General features: G+C 61.1%; 24 protein-coding genes and 1 tRNA gene. 4 read left to right on the top strand and 21 right to left on the bottom strand.

Annotation, left to right across the window (positions count from 1 at the left end; genetic code table 11):
* A partial coding sequence (locus ACMO6A_RS02260) for a hypothetical protein (protein WP_418470722.1) occupies nucleotides 1-274 on the top strand: 274 nt, incomplete at its 5' end.
* On the opposite strand, the gene ACMO6A_RS02265 is transcribed toward ACMO6A_RS02260, so the two are convergent.
* The 15 genes from ACMO6A_RS02265 to ACMO6A_RS02335 all read right to left on the bottom strand — a co-directional run bounded on the left by ACMO6A_RS02265 (nucleotide 264) and on the right by ACMO6A_RS02335 (nucleotide 16,631).
* Complete coding sequence (locus tag ACMO6A_RS02265) at nucleotides 264-980, bottom strand: heme exporter protein CcmB (RefSeq protein ID WP_009306701.1); 717 nt, start codon at nucleotides 978-980, stop codon at nucleotides 264-266. The two genes, ACMO6A_RS02260 and ACMO6A_RS02265, sit on opposite strands and share 11 nt — an antisense overlap.
* Nucleotides 981-1,706, bottom strand: a complete 726-nt coding sequence (locus ACMO6A_RS02270; protein ID WP_009306702.1) for an ABC transporter ATP-binding protein — start codon at nucleotides 1,704-1,706, stop codon at nucleotides 981-983.
* Between the two features lie 6 nt (nucleotides 1,707-1,712).
* On the bottom strand, nucleotides 1,713-3,944 hold the full coding sequence (locus ACMO6A_RS02275; RefSeq protein ID WP_009306703.1) for a heme lyase CcmF/NrfE family subunit: 2,232 nt from the start codon (nucleotides 3,942-3,944) through the stop codon (nucleotides 1,713-1,715).
* Between the two features lie 53 nt (nucleotides 3,945-3,997).
* Nucleotides 3,998-4,663 (bottom strand): cytochrome c maturation protein CcmE, encoded by a 666-nt coding sequence (locus ACMO6A_RS02280; protein ID WP_009609369.1) that lies wholly within the window; start codon nucleotides 4,661-4,663, stop codon nucleotides 3,998-4,000.
* Nucleotides 4,664-4,930: 267 nt separating this feature from the next.
* Entirely contained in the window at nucleotides 4,931-5,629 is a 699-nt protein-coding gene (locus tag ACMO6A_RS02285) for a cytochrome c3 family protein (protein WP_009306705.1), read from the bottom strand.
* A 307-nt stretch (nucleotides 5,630-5,936) separates the two neighbouring features.
* On the bottom strand, nucleotides 5,937-7,274 hold the full coding sequence (locus tag ACMO6A_RS02290; protein ID WP_009306706.1) for an ammonia-forming cytochrome c nitrite reductase subunit c552: 1,338 nt from the start codon (nucleotides 7,272-7,274) through the stop codon (nucleotides 5,937-5,939).
* A gap of 485 nt (nucleotides 7,275-7,759) precedes the next feature.
* Complete coding sequence (locus ACMO6A_RS02295; RefSeq protein ID WP_009306707.1) at nucleotides 7,760-9,085, bottom strand: FtsX-like permease family protein; 1,326 nt, start codon at nucleotides 9,083-9,085, stop codon at nucleotides 7,760-7,762.
* On the bottom strand, nucleotides 9,082-9,825 hold the full coding sequence (locus ACMO6A_RS02300) for an ABC transporter ATP-binding protein (RefSeq protein WP_009306708.1): 744 nt from the start codon (nucleotides 9,823-9,825) through the stop codon (nucleotides 9,082-9,084). The genes ACMO6A_RS02295 and ACMO6A_RS02300 overlap by 4 nt, the downstream gene beginning before the upstream one ends.
* A 160-nt stretch (nucleotides 9,826-9,985) precedes the next feature.
* Nucleotides 9,986-10,855, bottom strand: a complete 870-nt coding sequence (locus tag ACMO6A_RS02305) for a hypothetical protein (protein ID WP_009306709.1) — start codon at nucleotides 10,853-10,855, stop codon at nucleotides 9,986-9,988.
* Between the two features lie 509 nt (nucleotides 10,856-11,364).
* Nucleotides 11,365-12,897 carry an ATP-binding protein gene (locus ACMO6A_RS02310; RefSeq protein WP_009306710.1) on the bottom strand — a complete coding sequence of 511 codons (1,533 nt, stop codon included), beginning with the start codon at nucleotides 12,895-12,897 and terminating at the stop codon, nucleotides 11,365-11,367.
* A 279-nt stretch (nucleotides 12,898-13,176) separates the two neighbouring features.
* Nucleotides 13,177-13,848 (bottom strand): DUF3800 domain-containing protein, encoded by a 672-nt coding sequence (locus ACMO6A_RS02315; protein ID WP_009609458.1) that lies wholly within the window; start codon nucleotides 13,846-13,848, stop codon nucleotides 13,177-13,179.
* Between the two features lie 347 nt (nucleotides 13,849-14,195).
* Nucleotides 14,196-14,271 (bottom strand) — tRNA-Ala (locus tag ACMO6A_RS02320).
* A gap of 101 nt (nucleotides 14,272-14,372) precedes the next feature.
* On the bottom strand, nucleotides 14,373-14,621 hold the full coding sequence (locus ACMO6A_RS02325; RefSeq protein WP_009306712.1) for a helix-turn-helix domain-containing protein: 249 nt from the start codon (nucleotides 14,619-14,621) through the stop codon (nucleotides 14,373-14,375).
* 11 nt (nucleotides 14,622-14,632) lie between these two features.
* Nucleotides 14,633-15,178 carry a hypothetical protein gene (locus ACMO6A_RS02330; protein WP_035577753.1) on the bottom strand — a complete coding sequence of 182 codons (546 nt, stop codon included), beginning with the start codon at nucleotides 15,176-15,178 and terminating at the stop codon, nucleotides 14,633-14,635.
* Between the two features lie 205 nt (nucleotides 15,179-15,383).
* Nucleotides 15,384-16,631, bottom strand: coding sequence for a radical SAM/SPASM domain-containing protein (locus ACMO6A_RS02335; RefSeq protein ID WP_009306713.1), 1,248 nt, complete (start codon nucleotides 16,629-16,631; stop codon nucleotides 15,384-15,386).
* Nucleotides 16,632-17,071: 440 nt separating this feature from the next.
* Between ACMO6A_RS02335 and ACMO6A_RS02340 the strand changes: the two genes are divergently transcribed.
* Nucleotides 17,072-17,260: a hypothetical protein gene (locus tag ACMO6A_RS02340; RefSeq protein WP_009306714.1), complete on the top strand. Its 189-nt coding sequence runs from the start codon at nucleotides 17,072-17,074 to the stop codon at nucleotides 17,258-17,260.
* A gap of 91 nt (nucleotides 17,261-17,351) precedes the next feature.
* On the opposite strand, the gene ACMO6A_RS02345 is transcribed toward ACMO6A_RS02340, so the two are convergent.
* Nucleotides 17,352-19,247: a flavocytochrome c gene (locus ACMO6A_RS02345; RefSeq protein ID WP_009306715.1), complete on the bottom strand. Its 1,896-nt coding sequence runs from the start codon at nucleotides 19,245-19,247 to the stop codon at nucleotides 17,352-17,354.
* 226 nt (nucleotides 19,248-19,473) lie between these two features.
* Here ACMO6A_RS02345 and ACMO6A_RS02350 point away from each other — a divergent pair, with 226 nt between their 5' ends.
* The gene (locus tag ACMO6A_RS02350) at nucleotides 19,474-20,454 is read left to right on the top strand and encodes an FAD:protein FMN transferase (protein ID WP_009306716.1); all 981 of its coding nucleotides are present in this window, start codon (nucleotides 19,474-19,476) and stop codon (nucleotides 20,452-20,454) included.
* Here the strand turns inward: ACMO6A_RS02350 and ACMO6A_RS02355 are convergent.
* Complete coding sequence (locus tag ACMO6A_RS02355; protein WP_009306717.1) at nucleotides 20,451-21,863, bottom strand: helix-turn-helix transcriptional regulator; 1,413 nt, start codon at nucleotides 21,861-21,863, stop codon at nucleotides 20,451-20,453. The genes ACMO6A_RS02350 and ACMO6A_RS02355 overlap by 4 nt on opposite strands.
* A 152-nt stretch (nucleotides 21,864-22,015) precedes the next feature.
* Complete coding sequence (locus ACMO6A_RS02360) at nucleotides 22,016-22,360, bottom strand: Veg family protein (protein ID WP_009306718.1); 345 nt, start codon at nucleotides 22,358-22,360, stop codon at nucleotides 22,016-22,018.
* 244 nt (nucleotides 22,361-22,604) lie between these two features.
* On the opposite strand from ACMO6A_RS02360, the gene ACMO6A_RS02365 reads away from it, so the two are divergent.
* On the top strand, nucleotides 22,605-22,790 hold the full coding sequence (locus ACMO6A_RS02365) for a hypothetical protein (protein WP_009306719.1): 186 nt from the start codon (nucleotides 22,605-22,607) through the stop codon (nucleotides 22,788-22,790).
* 508 nt (nucleotides 22,791-23,298) lie between these two features.
* Here ACMO6A_RS02365 and ACMO6A_RS02370 read toward each other — a convergent pair.
* From ACMO6A_RS02370 to ACMO6A_RS02380, 3 genes are all read right to left on the bottom strand, one after another.
* Nucleotides 23,299-24,342, bottom strand: a complete 1,044-nt coding sequence (locus ACMO6A_RS02370; RefSeq protein WP_009306720.1) for a ribosomal RNA small subunit methyltransferase A — start codon at nucleotides 24,340-24,342, stop codon at nucleotides 23,299-23,301.
* Nucleotides 24,342-24,959 (bottom strand): flavodoxin family protein, encoded by a 618-nt coding sequence (locus tag ACMO6A_RS02375; RefSeq protein ID WP_009306721.1) that lies wholly within the window; start codon nucleotides 24,957-24,959, stop codon nucleotides 24,342-24,344. Before ACMO6A_RS02375 ends, ACMO6A_RS02370 begins: the two co-directional genes overlap by 1 nt.
* A 5-nt stretch (nucleotides 24,960-24,964) precedes the next feature.
* A partial coding sequence (locus ACMO6A_RS02380; protein ID WP_418470723.1) for a TatD family hydrolase occupies nucleotides 24,965-25,256 on the bottom strand: 292 nt, incomplete at its 5' end.

Here is a 25,256-nt window from a genome sequence, read left to right on the forward strand (position 1 = left end):
CAACGAGCACCGTCGGCGTTATCCGGTCGGGCCATTGCCCCGCTTCCGGCAGCTTGAGCGCCTTTTTCGTTTTCTCAGTCATTACTCTCCTTCTGTCACGGATCCAACCAAAGTCAGCGAGAAGGGTCCTGGTGCTGAAAATCGCCGTGTTGCGCGGCCGCGCGTGCTTTCGCACGCAAGGGCAAGCGCAAAAGCGGCGAGTTTCGGCGCCAGGGCGCCTCGCAGCATCGAGCAGTTCCGTCGGCCGGCAGGCCGACGGAACATCAAGCGCTAATCACGAAATCGTACAGAACCCACGATGCGAGGATCATGATCACGTCGTAGCCGCCCGCAAGCGCCAACGACGTCAGCATGATGTCCGCGTATCCTTCCGCGCCCACGATGACCGCCGTCGTCGCGGACACGCATGCGTACAGAAGCGGGAAGATCAGCGGGATGAACAGCACGGCCAGCATCACGTCCTTGCCGCGCGTGTTGATGGTGATAGTGGACAGCAGCGTGCCGATGCCCGCCACGCCGACGGTGCCCACGAGCAGCGGCACCACGAGCAACCAGAAGCTCTCGGACGGCGTGGTGGTGGTCAGGAAGAAGAAGTAGAACAGCGGCACGGCGATCACTTCCACCACCAGCAAGAACAGCAGGTTCGACGTCGATTTCGCCAGGAACACCACCGAACGGTCCATCGGCACCAGCAGGATGCCCTCCATGCAGCCCTGCTCCTTCTCGTGCGCGAACGAGCGGTTCAGGCCCAAAAGCGACGTGAACACGATGAGCGCCCACAGAAGGCCGCCGCTCATCTGCAGCACGTCGGTGGTCTGCGAGGTCTGCGCCAGCGCCGCCCCGTACACGATGATCACCAAAAGCGCGTAGATGCCCATGGACGTGAGCATCTCCTTCGTGCGGAACTCCTGCTCCAAGTCCTTGCGCAGCAGCGTCTTGTACTGCCGGAACGTCGAGGGCTTCTTCAGCTCGACCGCCATCTACGCCACCCCCATGCCAACCGTCGAGCGATACAGCGTCGAGAACTCGTCGAAATCGAACGCATCCTTCTCGTCGAACGCCACCACCTTGCCCTTCGCCAACACCAGCGCATGCGTGCACATGGCGAAGCCCTTCTGCAAGTCATGGCTCACCATAACGAACGTGCGTCCTTCGCGCTGCTGGTCGATCAGGCCGTCGAATATCTCCACCGCGTGCGGGTCGAGCCCCGAGTACGGCTCGTCCAGAAACACCACGTCGGGATCATGGATGAGCGCGCGGGCGATGGACAGGCGCTGCGTCATGCCGCGCGAGAACGTGCGCACCACGTCGAGGCGGCGGTGTTTCAGCTCCACCGCCTCCAGCAGCTCGAGGACGCGCGCCTCGGGGTCGACCACCCCGTAGAGGCGCGCGTAGATCATCAGATTCTGCTCGGCCGTCAAATCGGGGTAGAGCATCGAGTTGTGCGAGATGAGGCCGATGTGGTCGCGCGCCTTGTCCGGATCCTCCTTCAAGTCCACGCCCATGAGCGTGGCCGAGCCCGACGTGGCCCTCGACAGCGTGGACAACACGCGCAGCAGCGTGGTCTTGCCCGCGCCGTTCGGACCGAAAATGGACAGGAACGCGCCCTGCGGCACCTCGATCGACACGTTGTCGACGGCCCGGCGGTTGCCGAACACCTTCGAGAGCTTCTTGGTCTTGATCGCAGGTTCCACAACGGCCTCCATGGCGCTTTACGCCTCGACTTTCTCAGGTTCGGGCTTCTCGGCGGTCTCGACCTCGGCCTCCGCATCCGCGTCGGCAGGCGCCGCGGTGCCGTCGGCCAGCTTGCGCTTCGCGCCACGGCGGCCGACGGTGGCTATCAGCACGCCAGCCATCAGCAGGCCGAAGCCGATCCACACTTCCAGGATCAGCGGATTCACGCGCACGTCCATCGAGAAGTCACCGTCGGAGTTCACGCCGCGGTACACGACGAACAGATCCTCGGTCGGGAACGTGATGACGCTGGCCACCAGCTTCTGCTGCTGCGTGGACTGGACGAACTGCACCGTCGGATCAACGGCCCCGACGAACTCGCCGTTCTTGTACACGTCGAAGTACACGGTGTAGAGGATGTCATCGTCGTTCGGCTGCGGAGCGATATTATTGCCGGTGTAACGCAGCTCGAAGTCTTGGATGACGAAAGGCTCGGAAGCCGAGTCGGTTTCCTCATCGTACTTCACATAGCCGGTCTTCTCGGTCACGTACATCGAGGAGCCGATGAGGCCCACGAGGATCACGGCCATGCCCAGGTGGGCGACGAAGCCGCCGAACGTGGACGCGCGGTTCACCAGCATGCCCCAAGCGGACGCCAGCACGTTGCCTTGGTGCCCCTTCTGGTAGCCGCGGATGGCGCGACCCAGCATGAACAGCGAATTGAAGAACAGCAGGCTGGCCACCAGCAAGCCCACCACGGCCACGCCGTTGTAGTACCACGACGGGCCCTGCTCCAAGAGGCCGTCGGCCTCGGTGCCGCCCGCCGCCAGGATGGCGTCGTAGCTGGGCAGCAGGTAGGTGACGAAGTAGAACATGAGCACGGCGAACAGCACGACGGCGCAGATACTCGGGATGCGGGCGCGCTTCCAGAATTGCTTGCCTTCGGTGCGGCCCCACGAAAGCAGCGGGCACACGGCCAGGATGGCCAGGTAGATCACGCCGAGCGGACGGGCGATGGCGTTGTACGTGCCGGCCGACACCGTCTGGCCGCCGAACGGCAGGAAAGCAGGAAGCGCCGACGAGACGGTCAGGTACGTCAGCAGCACCGCGAACACGACCATGATGACGTTGTTGAAATAGTAGGCGGCATCCTTCGACAGCATGTTCTCCACGTCGTCGGCGCCCGAGGAGGCCGGGCCGAAGCTCTTCCACCGCACGATAAGGCCCACGATGCCGGCCAGGATGGACGCACCGATGAGCGCGCCGAACAGCGCGAGCGACACGGGATCGCCCTCGAAGGCGTGCACCGACTGCACGAGACCCGAACGGGAGATGAACGTGCCCACGATGACGAACGCGAAGGTCAGGCACGCGCACATGACCGACCAGCGCTTGAACGCGCCGCGCTGGCGGTACACGGTGAAGCTGTGGATGAGCGCGACGCCCACGATCCACGACAGCAAGCTGGCGTTCTCGACGGGGTCCCAACCCCAGTAGCCGCCCCAGCCGAGCACGACGTACGCCCAGATGGCGCCAAGGCCGATGCCCACGCCCAGGAAGAACCAGGAGAACAGCGTGTAGCGCTGCGAGCGCACGACCCATTCCTTAGAAGAATCGTTCACGATGATAGCCGCGATGGCGTACGCGAACGGGATGGTGAGACCCGCGTAGCCCACGAACAAAGTGGGCGGATGGATGGCCATGGCCCAGTGCTCCAGCAGCGTGTTCATACCCAGCACCGAAGCTGCAGCCGTCAGATTGCCCGAGCCGTCGAAGTACTTGGCAGGCGTAGCTGCAAACGGCATGTTGCTTTCGGAGAACAGGATCACGCCCACGAACGCCGCCAGCACCAGCTGCGACACGAGCAGCGCCATAGAATCCAGCTTCCTGCCCTGCCTCATATTGCGAACGGCCACCACCGAGTTGAAGATGGCGATGAGCCAACCCCAGAACAACAGCGAGCCTTCGCGGCCTGCCCACAGACCCGACAGCTTGTAAAGCCAGGCGATGTCGCTGGACGAGTCGCTGCGATAGCGCAGCACGTACTCGATGCTGGTATCGCCGGTCATGAAGCAGTACACCAGCACGCCGCAGCACACGGTCAGAGCCGCCAGCGTCACCAGCACGGCCACATGCCCGCCCCACGTCAGCGTCTCGCCTGCACCGCCCGACTTCTTGCGGGACAACAGGGCTCCCGCGACCAGGCACACGATGGACACCGCTACGCCGGCGAATGCGACGAGCACTCCTATCAAACCTATAGTTGGCATGTACTATCCTTTCGGGGCGGCTATGCGACCGCCCTTCGTTTGTAGAAACCGGTCTAGCCTTCGAGGGCCACTTCGGTTGCGGAGAACTTGCCCTGCGCGTTCATGGATCCGGTCAGGACGAGCGAAGAGCCGTCCTTCACTTCCTCCGAGATCGCGTCGTTGAACTCGACGGCAAGCTCTTCGCCGTTCTCGGGATCGACGAGCACGAACCGGTCGCCCTCGCCCGCCGCCTTCAGCGTGCCGTCCTTCACCGCGCCGGCCACCTTCACCGGCTTGTCGACGACCTCGTCGCCGTATCCCGTCAACTGGGAAACCGTCAACGCGTTCGTGGCGTTCTCGTACTTGGACGGGCACTTCGTGACCAGCTCGCTGGCGTTGAGCACGCCGTCTTCGCCGACCTTGCCCGTGCAGATGGCCGTCACGTCGTTGCCGAACGTGGCGGAAACGCCGCCCTCGAAGCGCACGCGGAGCTGCTGGGTGATGTCCCCGTTCGGATCGTAGATGTCGAACGTCAGCACGTTGCCTTCGGTTGCGAATGAATTCTCGACGACGTTGCCGCTCACCTGGATCTTCTGATCCGCATAGCTCCCTGTCGCAGCCTCTGCCACCGACACGGTCTTCGCCGAGCTCGTACCGCCGACTACAGCTAGGATAACCACCAGCACAATGACGATGATGCCGGTCACCACAACCATGCGACGCTTCGTTTTCGCGTTCACGCTCGCCTCCTCAATTGCCTCTCTCCAACCGTCATTTTCACGTACCTCAAAGTTCCGAGGAGCGCAATGGCGCCGAATTCAAAGATTCACCATGCGCGGCGCCTCGGCGTGGAAGCCTCCTGCATATCTCGCATTCGCAGGGCCACCATTTCGTTCCTCGGACCTTTGACAAAAGGAGCCCGTCCAAGCGTACGATGGCGCTTCGGCGGGCTCCCTCTTGCTTATTCGGTTCTTTGCTCGCGAACGAGCGGTGGTGCTGTCAGTGGCTTACGCCGCAGTCGAAAGCTTGTTGGCCTCGGCAACCGTCAGCCAGCCCTCGGGCACTTCGGCCTCGCTGTGGCACTGCGTGCAGTACATCACAGAAGCGCGGTGCGCCTTGTGGCACTCGCTGCACTCGATCTCGCCGTGCTGCGCCTTGTGCGGGTTGAACTCCATACCGCTCGTAGCCTTCACGAGGTCGTCGCGCGTCAGGTTGTGGCAGCTCTCGTTCAGGCAGAACTCGTCGCCGTCAAGGCCGCGCGCCTCGGTCAGCATGTCCGTGTCGCGCTCCTCAAGCGGGTACACGTAGTTGCCGGTGACCCAGTTGATGCCCTCGGACATCTGCTCGCTCAGCGTGGGCACGTGGCAAGACATGCAGTCCTTGCCCTGGGCCTTGTGCGAGACGGCCAGCATCGCGTTCGTGTTGCTCACTTCGTTGCCCCACTTGTCGACGCCCGTGGTGCCAGGCTCCTGCTCGTACGTCTCAAGGTACTCGTCCATCGGCGTGTGGCAGATGGCGGCGCAGAAGCTCGGCTGCTCGTGCCAAACCCAGAAGCCGGCACCGGCTGCAATCAAGACAACCACGACGACGCCCACGACGATCGACCACTTCTTTCCCTTTTTCTTGGGAGCGGCTTCCTCGGTCGTAGAGCCCTCGGTCGCAGGTGCCTCAGTGGCGGCTTCCACTTTGGTTTCCTCTTCGCTCATGCTCTCTAACCCCCTTTCTCATGATCTCGTCTTGCATTTCCGTCGTCTCCGTTACAAAGTGGCATCGATTTCGCTGCCAAACGGAAACACAAGCACTTTACCACATGCATACTAGCGGTCAACCGACAAAAAACCTATCACCCATTTGGGGGGAATTAGCCCGGATTCACCCCGTTTTTCGTGTGATTCGGCCCTTTTTCGGCAAAAACAATGCATCAAGCCGGTCGAGGGGTCCTAAGACGGGGAAAGGAAGCCAGGCTTCCTTTCCCCACCCCTCTAAAGACGTTGGAGAGAACGTCGTTGTCGGCTAAGCGAGCATCGCCAGGGCTTCGTCGGCAGCAGCCTCGGCCTTGTCGAGCGTCTCGTTGGTCAGCTTGGAATTGTGCGCTCCCTCGCTGTTTTCAACCATCACGAAATCCCAGTAGAACTGCGCGTTGCGCTGAAGCTTCTGCAGCTTGGCAAGCTCCTCGGACGCAGCCGGGATATCGGTCTTTGCCTCGTTCGCAGCCTTCATGGCGGCGATCTCGTCAGCGTACTTCGCAGCGATCTTGTTGGTCATGTCCTCGATCTTCTCGCTGATCGCGGTCACGCGCTCTTCCTCGCTGGCCTGGATGTCCTTGACCTTCTTCTCCAGGTCGTCGTGGCACTTGCTGCAGTCGTTCTCGATGAGCTGCTTGTTCTCGAGCGGGCTCACCCAGTTATGCGACGTGTACTCGCCGTTCGCGCCCTCAGCGGGAGCCATGTGGCAGTCGGAGCAGCCGTAGCCGGCCTTGGCCATCGGGGACTGCTCGCCGCCGTGCATGGTCTCGAACTCGGGATGCTGAACCTTGATCATCGGAGCGAACGTGTCAGCGTGGTTCCAATCTTTGAAGTTGCGCTCGTCGTAGTAAGCCAGGATGGCGTCCGGGGTCATCTGATCGAGGCCCGTGTAGGGGTTCGTCGTGGCCTTGGTCTCGCCATCGAAGTAGTACTCGTTGTGGCACTGGCCGCACACCTGGGAGTTCATCGGGGCCTTGCTGCCCTCGCCCGCGTCGTTGCCCAGCGCCTTCACGAAGTACGAACCGGTCACCTTGAGCGACTGAGGATCGTTCTCGTGGCAGTTGTAGCAGCTGACCGGCTCGGTGAACTCGCCGATCAAGTCGTTGAACTTCTCCTTGTACACGCCTTCTCCCTCATCGTTCACCATGGCGGTGAACTGCGGGGTCTTGCAGGTGATGCAGCCGGCGAGCTGCTCTTTCTGCGTGGTGCGCGGAGTTTCCTTCACGCTCTGCAGCGTGTACAGATGGCTGGCCGCCTCGTCATAGCCGAGCGCGAACGCGTAACCCTTGTACATGGTGTTCAGAGCCGGGTACAGCTCCAGATAATTGTGCTTGTCGCCGCCATCCTGAAGAGGCGCGTTGGACTTGTTCTCCATGTACGAAGCGTACTGGTCCGGATACGCGTCCTTCCACGACTCGGCGGTGACGACGCCGTACTTATCGGGCTCAGGCGTTTCCACCTGCTGCACCGTTTTGTTCTCATCTGCCTTCTGCTCCGTAGCGTCTTCGGTAGCCTGGGGCGCACATGCAACCAGCCCCATGACCATACCGAATGCGCAGACGGAGGCGGTCCAGACAGCGAGTTTGTTCCTCTTGGTCTTAACCATACAATCTCCTCCCTTCGACTGACGATCTCTCCTTCACAAAATATACAACTTTTATTGACGGAATGCACGAGAAACGAGGGTATTCGGGGATTCCCACCACCCCATTAGGGAAAAACCCTAGTTAACTATTCGCAGGTCAGAATGGTAAAGAAGCACCTGCGGCCACATTGGCGCGGCTTGCCAACTTCCCGCAGCAGCCGCCGACCCAAGCAGGCCGCAAGCCAGGAGGGGCTCGAACGGCCCGCTGCCGAAGCCGGATCAGCAGCGGGTCGCCTCCCGCATGGAAGAGATTTAACGCTATGCACGATTTTCTTTATCGCCTTTTTTGACGACCTGGGGTTTCTTTCATCGATCACAGCGGAAAGCGCCCGCAAATCATGCATAGCGTGCATTCTCTGCCACCCTGCCCCTTCCGCTGTTGCGCCGATTCCGTCGCGAGCCTGCCGAAGCGGCCGCCGAAGGCCAATCCTGAAACGTCCCGCGACTCACTCCCCCATCGCGAGGACGGTTGCAGGCTCTTTGCGAAGAGCGGCGAGCGTGGGCACGAGCGTCGCGGCGAGGACGAGGACGAAGCCCGCGAGCGAGACGGCCAAGCCCTCGCCGAAAGCCAGCCCGTCGAACAGCGGCATGCCCACGGCGCACGCGGTGACGGCGTTGGAGACGGCCACGGCCGCCATGCCCGCCAGCGTTGCCGTGACGGCATGGATGAAGGCCTCGCACGCGGCCGCGGCCAGCAGCGTGCGCGGCCGCGCGCCGCCGGCGATGAGCAGGGCCACGTCGCGGGTGCGCGATTTCGACGTCATGACCACGCTGACCGCCGCCCCGATGGCGCACAGGAGGACGGGGCCGCCCATCATGAGGATGGCAGCAGTCCAATCGAGGCCGGTGAAGGTCATGCCGTGCTGCCCTGAATAATCCGCCCATATGCTCATGACGGAGTAGATGCCCGCCACCAAGCCGAAGCCGACCATGATGGGCGTCTCGACCGAGGTGCTGGCGCTCAGGCCGAAACGAGCGGTGTGCCGCGCCACGTACCACGCATTCCAGCGCGACTGCGGAACGACGGACGTCCACGCCTTCAAAATCGCCGCGAACGCAAGCGGGCCGATGGCGGCGATTCCCGCCGTCGTCAAAATGGGCAGGTATAGCGACCAGTTCATGACCACCCCGGGTACGGAGCCGATCATGATGGCGGCAACCTGCCAAGCGCCGATTGCCAACCCTGCAAACAGCAGGACGCGCATCCACGTCATTCCCGCGCGCCTCGGTTTCGACTCGCGCAAGACAGCCAGGGGCGACGTCCTCCCCGCGCTGCGGGCGCCCTTCAGCCCTCCGCACAAGAACGTGCCCGCCACCGCGAGCCACACAAAAGGCATCGACGCTGCACCCACCCGAGGAACTGCCTGCGCGTACTCCACTCGCGCGCCGAATACCCACGGGAACAGAGGAGAGAACGTTATGGTCGTCAGCAATGTGCCGCACATGGCGCCCAGCACCGCAACAACTACCAACTGTACGAGCACCACCGCGCTCACGAGCCTTGGCTTCATGTTCGCCAACTGCCATAGAGCATAGGAGCGCCGTTGCGTGTCCACGGTAAGGTTGGCCGTCAACGCCAGCACGGCCACCGCCGCAACCGACGAGAACGCGATCACGACGGAACCGACGCTGCGCAAGACGTCGAACGTTTCAGCAGAAGCTTCGATCGACACCGCCCAACCGCCGATGTAGCCGCAGCCCACGGCCACGAGGAACGCGCCGATCCACGTGGCGGCGTGATCGCGCAGATCCGAGAACACTAAGCGCATCATGCCGGCACCTCCGCGTCTTCCAACGCTGCAAGGATCCGAGCGGGCGTCGAGCGCCCTAGCTCTTGAGCAACCCGTCCGTCCCGCAGCACCAGGATGCGATCCGCCATGGACGCGGCTTCCAAATCGTGCGTCACCATCACCACCGAACGTTTCGGATCGTCGGCGATGCGCCGCAGCATGCCCAGCACCGCGCGGCCGTTCTGGGAATCCAACGCGCCCGTGGGTTCGTCCGCGAAGATCACGTCCGCGCCGCCCGCAAGCGCTCGGGCGATGGCCACGCGCTGCTGCTCGCCGCCGGACAGGTCGCCTGGGCGGCTCTTTCCCCTGCCGTCGAGGCCTACGCTTTTCAGCACCGCGCTCGTCTGCGCCTTCGTGATCGGGCGACCCGCCAGGCGCGCGGGCAGCGAAACGTTCTCCCCCGCGCTCAGCGACGGGATGAGGTTGTACGATTGGAAGATGAAGCCCACGTGGTCGCGGCGCGTTCTGGACAGCGCGTTGCGGCCCGCATGCACCATCTGCGTGCCCATCATCTGGATGGAGCCCGAGTCGGCCGCCTCCAATCCGGACAGGCAGTACAGCAGCGTCGACTTCCCCGATCCGCTGGGCCCCACGATGCCCACCATCTCGCCGGACTCGACGCGTAAACTGACGCCGCGCAGCACGTCGGCGACCCGACGCTTGCTTCCGCGCCCGATGCTGAACGATTTCTTCACCTCACGTGCGACGATCGTCGTGCTCATATGCTCTCCTTTGAACCGATTTTGGGAATGGCGTGCCAGGGGCGAGCTTCGCCCTGGTCGAACCTGTTAGTTGCTAAAGGTGTGTCAGATGTGTCAAAGGGACGTGCGATTTGACACGCTTCGATGCGCAGCCTTTCCTTCGAAGAACCTCGCGTAACGCCTAACCGTCGCTTCGCGCGGAACGGAACGCCTTGATCGCAAGGCACGCGAGGCCGCCGACCGGCCATGCCAGCAGGAACAGCCTGCTCGCCGGCGTGAACATCAACACCAGGCCGACCGCCGTCGCCGCAAGCATAACGGCTGCGTAGGTGCCGCGTTCGCGCTTGGCACGGCGGGCGCGCTCGGCAAGGCCGTCGTCGCCCATAGCCTCGATCTGCTCCTCGCTCATGCCGCCGAGCGATACGCGGTTGTAGCGCGCCAGATTGCAGCGCGCCCCCAACAACGCGCTCCGCACGATAACGAACACGCCGACTGCAGCGAACGCCAAGAACGTCGCGCTTGCGAGCCACACGTCCGCTTGCAGCACGATAGTCGCGGCCAGCCCCGCCATGAGCAGGCCGATGCCCGCGACGAGCCCTGTCGACAGAGCGGTGCGCGCTTTGCTTTTCTGGTCGGCCGTGTAGAAGTCGTCGACGAAGGGGTGCGCCTTGCGGAATGCGCCGCGCGCGAACGATGCAGGGAGGATGAGCGCGAGACCGACGGCCACGCCGACGAACACGAGCGCGGATGCGAAGCTCCTCACTTCGGCTATCGGCATGAGCCTAGGATCCGACAGGATGAGGGCCAATGCCGCGCTCGCGAAGATGACGGCGATGCCCAGCGGAAGCTTCCACGCGAAAACGCGCATGGCTTGATCGTACCCGGTCACGTCCTGCTGGGACTTTCCCGGTGGAATGCTGGCGACCCCGTTGGCCGGACGGCCGGTCAAGTCGCCCGTCACCAGCTCGTCGAGCGTGCATTCGAACAAAGCGCACATTTTCAGCAGCTTGTCCATCTCGGGATACGCGCGCTCGGCCTCCCATTTCGACACCGATTACCGGCTGACGCCCAACAGCATGGCAAGCTGCTCCTGCGTCATGTTGCGCGTAGCGCGCAAGTGCTGCATGTTGTCGCGAAAGCTCATAGGTCCATCCTTCATTCGTGCGGTCGATGCCCCCATGATGCGGGCGCCTCAGCCCGCACTCAACCAACTTCTGGCTTCTTTTTCGCGGACAGCGTGACAACTTCCGGTATCGAATCGCAGGTCAGAGAGAAGTATAGCGCAACATGAAAATCGGGGACTATCAGCCTTCTCGATCAAGGTTCGGAGGTAGAGATGAGAAGATTAGAACCCACGACCCTCCCATTGCAAGTGCAACGCCCTACCCAACCGTGCCAAGCGGTTCATATCAGTTGTGATCGTATACGTACCACTTGGGCTCCCAGCTCATCCGTAAACGATCACAATTGATTTAGAAGATAAAATGGTGATGTGTCCGTCGTATGTCTTGCGTCCAAGAAAACACGAGATATGCTGAGCGTTAAGCAAATCATGAATAACTATTCGTCAACCGCCGCAGGGTTCATCGCAATGCTAAGCAATTCTTCGAAAAGGGGCGGGTTGTCATATACCAGAATCGCCAACCGCTCCCTTGTTCTAGTAAGGCCCTGAAAAAGCATTTTGGGAAGGATATATTCTCTATACGGATGAGCGTATGACTTTAGCTTTCCATTTTCAAAGAAGAAGTTCTTATCCATAGGTATTATTACCCTATCGAATTCTTGCCCGATGACATCATGAGTACTGTATCCTTCTGAAATGTGAACCCAAATATCAGAATTCCATTTTTTGTACTGTGAAGGCGTGTAATAGATATATTGATATCCGTTGGCTTTGTAGCTTTCAATAATTTTTCCCGCTTCGAGGATCTCGCCCGCATACAATACTTCGATGTTCTCGAAACGTATTTGGTTGCTTTCAGATTTTAGCGAGAACAAACGTCTCACAAAAGCTGCTATCTCCTTGTTTGTTCTAATCTTTTTTGACAGTTCCTTGCAAATTGCGTTTGGCATAGTCTCGATAATCTTGCTAGAAATCTCATTACGGATTTCCGAAGCTTGCATTGTCTGATTTGAGTCAAGAAAGAAGAAGCAAGGCAATTCGGTCTCTTTTATCCTTCTTACAACCTCATTGAATTGGTGAAGCCGTAGGCGATGACATTCATCAATGAATATCGCTCCGTAGTCTTCTAGCGCGATTTTCTCGCAACCTTTTGCAGGAACTACCGAAAATGAACTCTGCGAAGAATTAAGCAAGCGATGCCCTTCGCTAAGTTGGCCGCAATGAATGACGCACGACGGCAACTCTCCTACAAGCGATTTTGCTAAATCGTATAGAAGCAAGGTTTTACCGGTTCCTGCCGTTCCAGTGATTTTGTATGCCGCCCCTCGTAAAGCCCCTTCAGAATTTTTCCGGAGAATTTCATTTTTAATCTCTTGCTGCTGCTGGGTCAGAAAATATCCTCCCGACATAAAGCGGGAAACGTCGTTAACTGGCGAAACAAGATATTTCTTTTCGCGGAATATCTCATCGTAGTCTCCAGAAAACCTATCTCTAGCAAGAAGCAAGGTTTCTATCAATACATCCATTTCACAGGAAACTATTGACCCATTCGAATATTTCTCTAAATCTCCACTCTCGGCCGTAAAAGTAAATAACTCTATCTTCTTGCCCTCTATAAAACTAAGGTAATAATTGTTTCTTGCTAGCTGAGCACACTTTTTATCATCGCTCACTCTTTTGGACTTAAGCTCGATGTTAACAATACTGTCACTCGAGATCATTAAGAGATCGAACTCTTTTCCTATGTGCGGTATCGAATAGGAGAACACAAAACCATCCAGCAGCCCAATCGAAAAACGCGGATGCTCGGAGATAAGCGAAACGAATGCATCGAGCGAAGCTATTTCGTGATCCGAAAACTCCACTATCTCCTCTCGTTTTGAGAGCAGTCGCTCAAAACGAGAGAAAGTTGAGGGCATACATTTATTGTTCGGCCTGGTAAGGATGTATAAATTTGCCGGTAATTGCATAGCGCCCCTTGCGATATAAGCTCCATAAATCACCTAACCACTTTACCTATATCGAATCGAAGCGACAACACCTTAGCCAACAAAGTAAAGCCACGTTTCGCTCTGCAAGCTACCAAAGAAACCGGAGTCGAAGTCGGTGGTCTCAACCCCACCTAGGTCTCCACAGTGGAAAAGGATCCGAGTCTTCGACTGCAGCATCGCGAATGCACCATCTCGCCAAGAGGCACGCACGTGATCGCAATCGTTATGCATTTAAAATAGCGATGCATCCTTTGACGGCTATCGAAATCTTATTTTTTCGAGCTTGTCTAAATAATTCTTCTTAAGCTTTCTTGTGCTTTCAAAAAATATTTCTTCTGAATGGGAAAGACCGCGTCGATCAGCTTTGATCCTAACGAGTTCGAGCGTGCAGAGGAGGTCTGCCGACTGGAAAAGACGATAGTCGGAAGGAACTACCTTGCGGTAGTCGACCTCGAAGAACACCGATCCGCATACCGTCCCTACGAGCTCGGTTATAGGCGATTGACCGTTGTCGTAGTAGACGGTCACCTTGTCGAAGCTAAGGAAGTAAGCCATGTTGTCGCGGAAGAAACCTGCAAGCTCTCTTGCGAGTCGTGCTTTCAACCTAATCCTATCGGGGCATTCTTTCTTCCGAACGGAAATCGTTATGTAAGATACTCCGGTTCGACGCGTAAAAGCATACAGTCGGCTCAAAGCAGCTCTTCTTGTGGACAAGGGAACACTGCGATACTCGTCTTCCTTGCGGACGATAGGCCCGGCATGAAGTGCGCGATCCGAAGGCAATCCTAGTTCCTGTACACGATGAGCTAACGCTTGGATCTCGGCATCAATGCAATTCGACTGGTCGTGAAATACAAGGGTCAGCAAATAGTTCTCGGAATTACTTCCGAAGTCGCCCGATTCGTCAATGAAAATGCTCAGCTCGGACACGAAACCCCTTAGGAATAGAAATGGCGGGGGACTTCCCCCGCCGCTGGGTGGACCCGGGCCTTTCAGCCAGTCCAACTAGTATACATTTTATCAAAACCAGAGCGCTCCAACAAGCTGTGTAAGGAGGCATGCCGATTCCGTCAGCCTACCTTCACAATTCGATTATCCGCAATCGCCACGCCCCAATGGGCTAATAGAGTTGCCGGGGGACATCCCCCGGCACTTGGAAGCCCCATAAGATGCGACCAAACAGTTTATAGCATGCAGAATCGAAATGAGCAACTTCACGGAGCACCGAATATGCAAATCGGGGCGAAGCCGTTGGCCTCGCCCCGATCAGATTTCCGTGGTGGAGATGATGGGATTCGAACCCACGACCCCCACGTTGCGAACGTGATGCTCTCCCAGCTGAGCTACATCCCCACGGGTAGTGCGCTTATCGCGCGGGGCAATATTCTGCCTGTCTTGGAGGCATTTGTCAAATGGCAATTGCAGACGATCTGCAAAATGCACACGAACGGGGCCTACAGCTCGGCATTCTCGTCGATGAACATGGCGTTCGCCTCGTCAGCGGAAACGTGTTTGAGGATATCTCCCGGCTGGCATTTGAGCACCTCGCACAACATGTCGAGCGTGCTGAAGCGAACCGCCCTGACTTTGCCGGTCTTGATGCGCGAGAGATTGACGTTGGTGATTCCCACCTTGTCAGCAAGCTCGTTCAGCGAGATATGCCGATCCGCCATGACCTCGTCGAGATGAAGAACGATTGGCATCGAATACGCACCTATATCGTATCGTCCGAAAGTTCTTGCAAAAGGACGCCATACTGGAACACAAAAGAGAATGCAAACGCAACGGATGCTCCGATAATTGGCGCTAAGTTAATAGGTATGATCTCATTGCCGCCGGTAGACACGTATCCAGAATTTAATCCTGCATATTGGACTAATCCAATATGCCCAGAAATGACAACATCGACAATGGCATAAATAGCTAAGAGACCTGCGATCAGCCGAAGTCTTTTCACTTGCTTCATTACAAAAGGAGATTGACCTTTCACCGCATCAACGAATATGCCAATAAACACAACAAAGATTAGCGCTACCGCAAAACCATGTACGAAGTACAACGCGATTCGAGGAACGCTCACACCCTCAGCAGCTCCCAATTCGCTAGGATTAATTAGCGAATAAATCATTAATAGAACGGTTGAAAGCCAACAAACACAGAAGACTACAAAAATGATTTTGACAATGATCCCTATCAACCGACATACCTTATGCACCTTTGCAAGCGAGTGTTCCGTTTCGACCTTGTCCTCACATTGCATATATCCTCCTCGAAAATCTCTTTGAATAGAGAATCATAGCATTAGGGTATTCGGATATCGAAATAGCAAAAGGATCCCGTTTCAAGAAAGAGACCCTTTTCGATAATCGAAAGCATTCTAAAAACCAGGAGCAATGCAGATGCCCCCAAAGCCAAGAACAGGACAGTTTGCATACGTATCCACTTCGCTATAGAACAGCATTCTTTCACCTCCTTTGTTGTAGCGATTCTGACATGGCTTTTCCCAGGACGTCGTAGAATTCCTGGGTCATCAGGCAGTAGGAGTCCTTCGACTCCAGGTTGCCCGATTCGAACAGCGAGCGGGCTCGGCAGCCTCCCCCGCAGATTCGCAGATACCGGCACGCTCCGCAGTCCTCGAACTTTTCGGCGTCGAGGGTTTGGAACGTGCGAGACACATCCGTCTGCAGCGCGTCGAGCACGGCGCCCGTGAACGCGTTGCCCATGGCAAGCTCCGGGCGATGCAGCATGTGGCACGGGTAGATGGTGCCGTCGGCGTCCACGCTGAGCGACTTGCAGCCGGCGCCGCAGTTGCGCTTCACCGTGAGGTTCACTCCTACAGGCGCATCCATCGCGGGAAGGGGCTTGCCGTTGTCAAGCGTCAGCAGCGCGCGACCCAGCATGCGCAGCTCGTCCGCGCCGGGCAGCAGGCCTCCCAACACCTCGTCGTCAGGCTCGCAGGTGAGCAGGCTGAAGTTCAGCGACGCGCCCAAATCGCGCGACAGCTGCACGTACGAGGCCAGGTCGTCCACGTTCTTCGCATGCACCGTGGGAATGATGTGCGCCGGGATGCCCGCACGCTGCACCATGCGCACGGCTTCCACCAGCTCGTCGAAGCGCTGCTCGCTCCTGATGTACGCCGGCGCAGCAGCCGAACAGCCGTCGAACGACACCGACACGCAATCGACGTTCGGCGCCAGCCGCTCAAGCGCTTCCTCGGTCATGCGCGTGCCGTTCGACAGCACGGTGACCGACGCGATGCCGCAGGCGCGCTTCGCATGCTCCACGATGTCGGGAAGATCCTCGCGCAATAACGGCTCGCCGCCCGAGATGATCAGCTGCGACAATCCGGCGGCGGCAAGCCCTTCCACCGCGCGCTTCATGTCGGCCAAAGGCGCGTCGGCCAGACGGTTGCGATGCTCGTCCAGCGAGTAGCAGCCCGCACATGCGAGGTTGCAGCGCTGCGTGACGTGCAGGTACGCCGAAAGCACGCGCGGCTCGGCAACGACCCGCTGGAAGAAGCCGCCGCGCGCAAGATGTTCCAGCAACGCCGGATCCACCGCGGTCACATCGTCCTCGGGAACATCCTCCTCGAGCATGCGCGCGCAAACCGCAGCGCCCTGCTCGGTCAAACCGATCGCATATCCGGTACCGAGGCAGCCCACCATCGGGATTCCCGCGAAGTCGAACAGAACTACCTCTTCGGTAAACCTCATACACCCAGCCCCTCGTCGTACGATCGATGCATCCCGGACAAACATGGCGCAAAACCGTCTCTCCACGCTTACAAAAGCATACTAGCATTCAATGAAACCTTGCTGCTAGGGGGCTTCTGAAATACCGGTGCGACAAGTTGCGTAATCCGATGATTACAATTAGGAATTTTGCAGTCCATCTGGGCATTCAGTCGGAACAAAACGGCGAAGCCACCATCACAGATTTAATGTTTTATGATAAATTGTCTGACGTTAAGATTACTGCAGAGCCACGATCATCGGAAAAGAGCCGCCGTCATGAATATCAGCCGATCGGAGCATATCGTGACCGCCGGACGCAATGGAAGCCTCTCATGCCATTGCGCGCATAAACGCGATCTTCAACGATCGCACTAGATGATACCACGAGCGAACCACCGGACTTGAAAGGGATGACGCTGATGAACACTCCCGCAGATCGTGAACTGAACAAGCGCCTCATCGACATCTCCAAAGCTTTGACTACGCTTCTTTGCGGAACCTCTACCGTAGACGATTCCGCCTACATCCGCGACGAGGCGCTTCGCGCCGTTGCGGAGCAATCGGAGCTGGCTCGGCTGAAGCTCTCGCGCGCCGCCTCGGGAAAGTAGCGCCGAACGGGAGAAGGCCGACGCCCTTGCACGGACGCCGACCTTCTTGACCGCAGACGCGAAACGCAGGGCGTAGTCGAAACGCCGCCGCTTAGGCGTTCGCCACCGCCGAGGCTCCGGCGATGCGGCCGAACACGATGAGGTCGGTGAACGAGTTGCCGCCCAGACGGTTGCCGCCCTGGACGCCGCCGGTGACTTCGCCGCACGCGAACAGGTTGGGGATGGGTTCGCCCGCCTCGGTGCACACCTGCGCGTCGGTGGTGATGCACAAGCCGCCCATGGTGTAGTGGATGGTGGGGATGCGCTTGGAGGCGTAATACGCGGGATCGGACAGCTCGGTGCCCAGCAGCTCCTTGCCTGGGGCGATCTGCGTGTCGACGCCGGCCTTCACGCAGGCGTTGTAGCCCTCCACCGTCTCGGCCAGCGCATCAGCCGGGACGCCGATCTGGTTCGCCAGATCTTCGATGTCGTCGGCCTTGAAGCTGTGGCCCTTCTCCACCAGCTCGGCGATCTGGTCGGCGCGGTCGGCCGCGATGTCGGTGGAGTCCACGAGCAGCCACATCTCGTCGTTGGGCTGTTCCAGAATGGCGTCGGCGATGGTGTCGCGGCGCTCGTCCTCGCGAATGAAGCGCTTGCCCTCGTCGTTGACCATCACGTAGTCCTCGACGCCCAGCCAGTTGCCCACGAACGTGGCCACGCCGCCGTTCTGGGGATCGCCCAGCGGGTGGATCTGCACCAGCTCCATGTTGCGCAGGCCCGCGCCCACGCCTTCGCCCAATCCCAAGCCGTCGCCGGTAGACGAGCACACATTCGACGAGGGCATGTCCTTCGTCACGCGCTTGTCGTACTCCATGGCCAGCTCGGCGTTGCGGGAGTAGCCGCCCGTGGCCAGCACCACGGACTTCGCGCGCACGGCAACGGAAGCACCGCTCGAAGGACGGGTTCCGGCGACGCCCGTCACCTTGCCGTCCTCCTCGACAAGCTGTTCGACCTTCGCGTCGGTGTACAGCGTGACCTTGCCGGTCTTGTCGGCGCTGTCCTTCAGGCACGACACGTAGTAGCTGCCGCCCTGCTCGCCCTTCTTCTCCACCTCGACGGCGTGACCGCGCTGCCATAGGCCGCCGATGGCCGTGAACGGTTCCTTCTCGTACACCAGGCCGTGGTCCTCCATCCAGTGCACAGCGTCCAGCGCGTTGTCGGCCAGGATGCGCACGAGCGCAGGATCGCCCAGCTCGTCGCCGCCTTCGAACGTCTGCTGGTAGAACAGGTCGGGAGAGTCCTCGATGCCGAGGGGCTGCTGACGCTCGGGGTCGGGCGCGTTGAGCGTGCCCTCGCCGGCGTTCGTGTTGCCGCCGTAGATGTCCATCTTCTCCAGCATGACCACCGTCTTGCCGGCCTCCGCCGCGGTGACGGCCGCCGCGAACGCCGCGCCGCCGGAACCCACGACGCACACGTCGCAGTCCTCGTCGATGGCGGCCGCGGGCTCGATGCCCGTGTCGGCCTTCTTGAGGGCCTTCACGTCGCCGCCCGCCTGGTCGACGCACTCGGCTACGGCCGTGGCGAAGGCCATGGACGACAGCGAAGCGCCCGTGACGGTGTCGAAGTTGAGGCTTTGCGACTGGAGATACTTGTCCTTGAGGATATCGATGGCAGCGTCGCCGATGTTGCGGCTTTCCTCGTGCTCGACATCGATGGCGTCGATGGCGTCGTCGGTGAACGTGACCTTCACGTTGACGGCGCCGTTGCGGCCCTCGGCGCTGGCCTCGTACGTGCCCGCCTTGTAAGCCTGAGCGCCCGCGTTGCCGTTCGCGTCGGCCTTCGGCGAGCATCCGGCCAGGCCGAGCATGGCCAGCGCCATGGTAGCGGCGCTGCCGCAGATGAACTGGCGACGGTTCATCTGCAGGCGCGCGCGCACGTTCGCCTCGATGCGACTCATGGCTTCTTCCATACGCTGGCGGGCGGCGATTTCGTTCGGGTTCTGGATCATGGCTCCTCCTTGGTTGTGTCTGCTTCCCTCACCGTCGCGGCGCGACCCTTCGCTGAGCCGCTGCCGGATCGCGATCGGCTGACGAGCGGGAAGATCAGGGAGGGAATGCCCGCCGGTCGATCGCGATGGGTTCATGATGCGGCGCAAACGGGTGGCGCAACAGTACACGGACGGGGTGTTTTCGCAGGTTGTGCCATGACACGAACCGGGTGATATACTGTGCGGCATGGAATATCGCGACGCATACGACCCCATCCCGCTGGAAGACGTGCACGAAACGCACGGGCCCAACGACGCGGGCATGATGACGCACCAGTTCTACGCGTTCAACACGATCATCATCCTGCAAGCCTACGCCGATGCCGCGCAGTGCGCCCCCGCGTTCGACGCGGCCCGCGGCGCGAGTCGCGCGTTCGAGCGGCGGCTTTCGCGCACGCTGCCGCACTCCGACATCTCGCGGCTGAACGCGGCTGCAGGCAAGCGCGTGGCCGTCCACGACGACACGGCCGAGCTGCTGCGCGCGGCCATCGGGTACTGCGCCGACAGCGAGGGCCTGTTCGACGTCACCGTGGGCTCGGCGGTGCGGCTGTGGAACTTCCACGAGGGCACGGTGCCCGAGCGCGCCGACGTGGAGCGCGCGCTGGCGCACGTGGATTGGCGCGCGCTGCGCGTAAGCGAGGCCGGAGAGGCCGGCGGGTCCTGGGCGCAGCTGGCCGACCCGCAGGCGGCCGTGGATGTGGGCGGCATCGCGAAGGGATGGATCGCCGACCGGCTTTCCGCGCTGCTGGCCGAGCACGGGTTGGACTCGTTCGTGGTGAACCTGGGCGGCAACGTGATGGCGCACGGGCAGAAGCCGGACGGCAGCCCATGGCGCGTAGGATTGCAGGATCCACGCGACAAGAGCTCCATCGTGGGCGCTGTGACCGTGCGCGACGCCTCGGCCGTGACCAGCGGCGTGTACGAGCGCTGCTTCGAGCGAGATGGCGTGTTCTACCACCACATCCTCGACCCGAAGACGGGCTTCCCCGTCGAGACGGACGCCGCGGGAGCCACCGTGGTGGCGCGCCATTCGATCGATGCGGAGGGCTACTCGACCACCCTGCTGGCGTTGGGGATCGAACGCGGCATCGCGTTCGCCCGCGAGCGCGATGCGATCCTAGGCGCGTATTTCGTGGACAGGGACGGCAAGGTGGCAGGGATCGCCTAGCCCCGCGCGATCAGGTCCAGGATATCCTGCTTCGAATGGACGTCGAGCTTGGCGTAGATGTGCTTCGAGTGGGAGCGCACGGTGTTCTCGCTGATGAACAGGCTTTCTGCAATGTAGCTTTTCGAGCGACCCTTGCACAACAGCTGCAGCACCTCCACTTCGCGCGCGGTGAGGCCCCGCTGGGACCCCAAGCGCTCGCAGCCCTCGTCGATGCTCGCGAACATCGAACGTTCGGGCGCGGGGCCCTCCAAATCGGCGAAGATGCGGCGCTGCGAGAAGTTCGCCTCGTTGAGCGCGAACACCGCGGCGATGGTCAGCAGGTAGGCCAACGCCAGCAGCACCGCAGATCCCGCGCCGTGCAGCCCTTCCGCTTTGCCCGCCAGCTCGCCCAACGCGAACGGCAGCGAGTAGGCGATCCAGCCCGAGCCGAAGATGACGTAAGGCGACGTGCGCGAATGATGCGCCACGTCGGCCAGCATCGTCCAGAACAGCATGACCACGAGCGTCTGCGCGATGGAGATGAGCACGAGCGCCCAGCCCGCCCATGCCGAGCCGATGACGGGCAGGAAGAACAGCCCCGTGGCCGTGAACAGCAGGATCGCGCGCCACAGGCTGGAAAAGCGCAGCAGGCCGCCCTTCGCGAACACCCACCACAGCACGCACAGCGCCACCGCGATCTCGGCCCCGTGGTGCGCGGACGTCATCATCCAGAACGGCGTGTAGTCGGCCTGGATGGGCATGCCCTGGATCACGCCGATGATCAGGCTGTACGCCGCTACGCCGAACAGGATCTTCCACGGGATGGACGTGGGGTTCTGGTCGTAGAACATCCGCGGCTCGCGCTGTGTCGACGGCTGCCTGCGTTGCGCGCGGCGCGCCAGCGCGGCCGAGACGAACGGCAGCGCCATGAGCACGACGGCCGCCGGAACGGGCGGCAGCAGATCGATGGGCACCTTGAGCGCGGAGCCCACGGCCATGGCGCAGAAGATGCACGCGATGGCCTCGCGAACGTCGAGCTTCGCGTAGAACGGCGCCCATTGCAAGTACAACCATGCCACGCCGATGCCCGCCGCCACCGCGGCCGCCGTGGCGCTGGCGGCCCCCGTCAGGGGCAACGGCACCACCAGCAGCAGGGTCGCAGCCGCCTGCAACGCGGCCAGCGGCCAATCCAGCTTGGGCGCCACGCGCTGCGCCTTGCCCTTCCAGGCCAGCAGCATCACCGCCAGCATGAACGCCGACAGCGCGATGTACAGCGGGATGCCGATAACCACGCCGCCGAAGTCGAGCCCCGCGCGGTGCGCCACGCAGTATATCCAAACATGCGGTGCGCAGATGCCCAGGTACGACACGTCGAAATGCCGCAGCACGTACGGCAAGCGCACGCCTTCCTTTGCCCGATCTTGCGCCACGGCCCCTCCTCTTGCGTCGATCCCCGACTCGCTTTCCACCCCGCTATTCTATACGCTGACCTCGCTGCACGACAGAAGAAACAAGGCCGGAAACGCAAAACGGGTGCCGCGCTTGCGACACCCGTCGGTTTGCCGAAACCAGCCCTGAGCCGTTAGGACAGGACCTTCTCCTCTTCCTGCTCGTCCATAAGATCCGCGGCGGGCGCACCGTCGGCCGACTCGGGCACGAAGGGCTCGAACAGCGGCTCGCCGTTCTGGGACAGCTCCACCATGCCCGTCAGCACGTCGACGTACTGGTAGGACTGGCGGGAGGTGCGGCCGCGCTTGCGATCCACCTCGAGGATGAACAGCTGCGGGTGCACCTGCATGAGAACGCCTTCGCTCTCGACGATTTTCGACCGACCCATATTGGCCCGAACTTTCAGGCGTTGACCTACGAAGTCGTGTAACGTATCATGAATGGAGTCGACGATTTTGGCTTGTTTCGCTAAATCCATGCTCACTCTTTCTCGCGTATGCCAGTGTGCAGAAATGACAGCCTCAAATTATACCACCTGAGTCAATACTCTACAGAATCTGCACGGATTGTCCCCAAGTCCATAACAATTCAAACCTCGCGCCTCGTCACGTGAAACCCCCGTGGAAGCGGGTGCCGTGCGAGCGCTGCCGTCCGCGGAGGCTTCGAGCTCCTCACGGACGCACATGCTAGAATGGCCGCGAACATAGTGCGAAAGGATCCACGTGAGCTCGAAGAAAGACAAGAAAGACAAGAAGAAGAAACCGGACAAGAAGAAGGCGGAAGCGAAAAAGACGGCATCGGTGCTCGACGGACGCGTGTGCCCCTGCTGCAAGAAGCACTGCCCGCTTGCGAAGCCCAAGTGCAGCAAAGGCAAGGCCGTGCGCGCCAAAGCGCTGAAGGACGCCTAGCCCGCGACCGAGACTCGCGAAGGCGCACCGCCCCGTTCGGTCCACGGGTGCACCGATTCGCACGGTTCCGCTGTTAAACCAATATTGACATAGCCGAGCCGGGCCGTCCGCGAGGACTCGCCGGCGGCCCGGAAGCCCTCTTCGGCCGTCGGCCGGGCGCCCGTCCCGCTCGATCGCCGGCTCCCCGACGGAGGAGGCGGCGCACGGCGGCGCATGTCAATATTGGTTTAACAGCGGACGCACGGCGATGTGCAGCAAAATCGAGGTTTTGGCAGTCGGAACCTCATTCGGCCGTCGCGGGAAGCTCTTTTGCGGGCAGCGCGACGAAGAAACCCCAGGTCGCGTTTCGCTCGATGCGCCGGCGAGGTGGCTCGCGCTGCCAAAACCTCGTTTTTGCTGCACATCGCCCACGGATTTACGACGCGAGGGGGGGGCGCAAGCTGCTCGGCGGCAAGCGGCTCGGCGGCAAGCCCCTCGGCAGACGAGCCCTCTTCAGCGACCGAACCGTTCAAGCGATCTGCTGGAAGGCGCAGCCGAGGCGGACGAACTCGGGGAGGTCGAGGGTCTCGCCGCGGAGGCGGGGATCGATGCCGGCGCGCTCGAACAACTGCGGGAGCCGGGCGATGACGGCGGCCCCTTGCGGGCCTCGTCCGGCGAAGTAGGTTTTGCAGGAGTTCGACAGCGTTTTGCGGCGCGTGGCGAACGCGGCCTCGGCCATGGTGCAGGCGGCGGCGATCGCATCGGCATCGAGCGGCACGCCTTGGTCGTCGAAGACCGGGCGGCGGTTCAGGCGCAGCACGGCGCTCTCCACCCGCGGCGGCGGGAAGAAGTTGCCCGGCCCTACGGCGAAGCGCCCGGCCGGCTCGGCGTACAGGCGCAGCTTCACCGTGTAGGCGCCGTAGTTCTTCGTGCCCGGGCTGGCGGCCATGCGGTCGGCCACTTCCTTCTGCACCATGACGGTGGCGCTTTCCAGCGACGCGAACTGCTCGAAGTAGTCGAGCACCACGGTGGCGGCCACGGCGTAGGGCAGGTTCGCCACCAGCTTGTTGGGTAAAAGCCTCATGGGTCCAGCTACGTCAGCGAGGGTTTCCGTGGTGCCCGAGATCGTGGGGAGGGCGAAGGCGCTGCGTACTTCGGTACGCGAGCCTTCAGCCTCGCCGCGAGATCGGGCACCACGGGAAGCCGCAGCGTCGAGTGGTTCCGCTGATTGGAAATCAGCGGAACATAAATCAAGCGCGTCTTTGTTGAGCAGGGCGAATCGGTCGGACCAGGGAGCCAGCGTCTCGACCAGCACGGCGGGTAGGTCGGGGTCGCGCTCCACCGACAGCACGCGCCCTGCACTCTTGAGCAGCGCGATGGTGAGCGTGCCTATGCCGGGCCCCACCTCCAGCACGTAGTCGTCGGGCGCAAGATCGGCCAAGGCGACGATCTTCTGCAAGATGGCGTCGTTGATAAGGAAGTTCTGGCCGAGCGAGTACTTGGTCGAAAGCCCGTGCGCTTCCAGGACGGCACGCGTCTCGGACACGCTGGCCAGCGGCGACAGCTTCGTCATCAGACCTGCCCCACCGCGCGTGGAAACGTGCCTTCGGGACCAGTGCACGTGTAGGCCGAAGCCGGATGCACGCGGCCGCCCTCCAGCACGTCGGAGCCCGAAGGGAGCGCGCCGTCCGCGCTGACGAGACCCACCCAGTCGTGCACGGATTCCAGCGCGAAGCCCGCCACGGCCAACGCCGAGCGCGCCTCGCCCACAAGCGGGCCGAACCCGTGCGGGTCGCCCCCCTCGCCCACCACGTACAGGCTTGCCGGTCGCTTCGGCTTGGCGCGCCAGTTGGCGTAGAAGTACGGCTGCAGGCGGTCGAGGAACGCCTTGAGCTGGGACGGCGCGCCCGCGAAGTACACCGGCGACACCACCGTCAGCTGATCGCAAGCGTTCAGCATCTCGCGCACGCGCAGCATGTCGTCCGAGATGATGCAGTACAGCTCGTTGCGCCCCAAGGTGTCCGCACACGTCTCGCATCCCGTGCACGGGGAGATGCGAACGTCCGCCAACGAAACAAGCTGCACATCGTCGTCGGCGCAGGATTCCTCGAAAGCGAAGCGCACGGCCTCCGCGACGCCCGCGCTGCGCCCTCGCGCCCGAGGGGAACCGCTGATGATGAGTCGCTTCATAAGCGTCACGCTCCTTTGTTCTTCTGCCAAGCGGTGGCCGGGCGATCCAGCAGTTCGCGCGCATTGTCCATGAGCCGAGCGAGGAACTCCTCGCGCTGGGTCCCGGGCGCCCGCCCGCAGGCCTCGGCCAGCCGCTCCGCCGTGAACAGCACGTGATCGGGCAGGCAGGTCATGCCGCGCATAGGTTCGGGCGTCATGTACGGCGCATCCGTCTCGGTGAGCAGACGATCCGCCGGCACGCGGGCTGCGGCCTCGCGCGTGTCGTCGGCGTTCTTGAACGTGAGCGCGCCGCCGAAC

The sequence above is a fragment of the Eggerthella sp. genome, from assembly GCF_048329335.1.
Taxonomy (GTDB): Bacteria; Actinomycetota; Coriobacteriia; order Coriobacteriales; family Eggerthellaceae; genus Eggerthella; species Eggerthella lenta.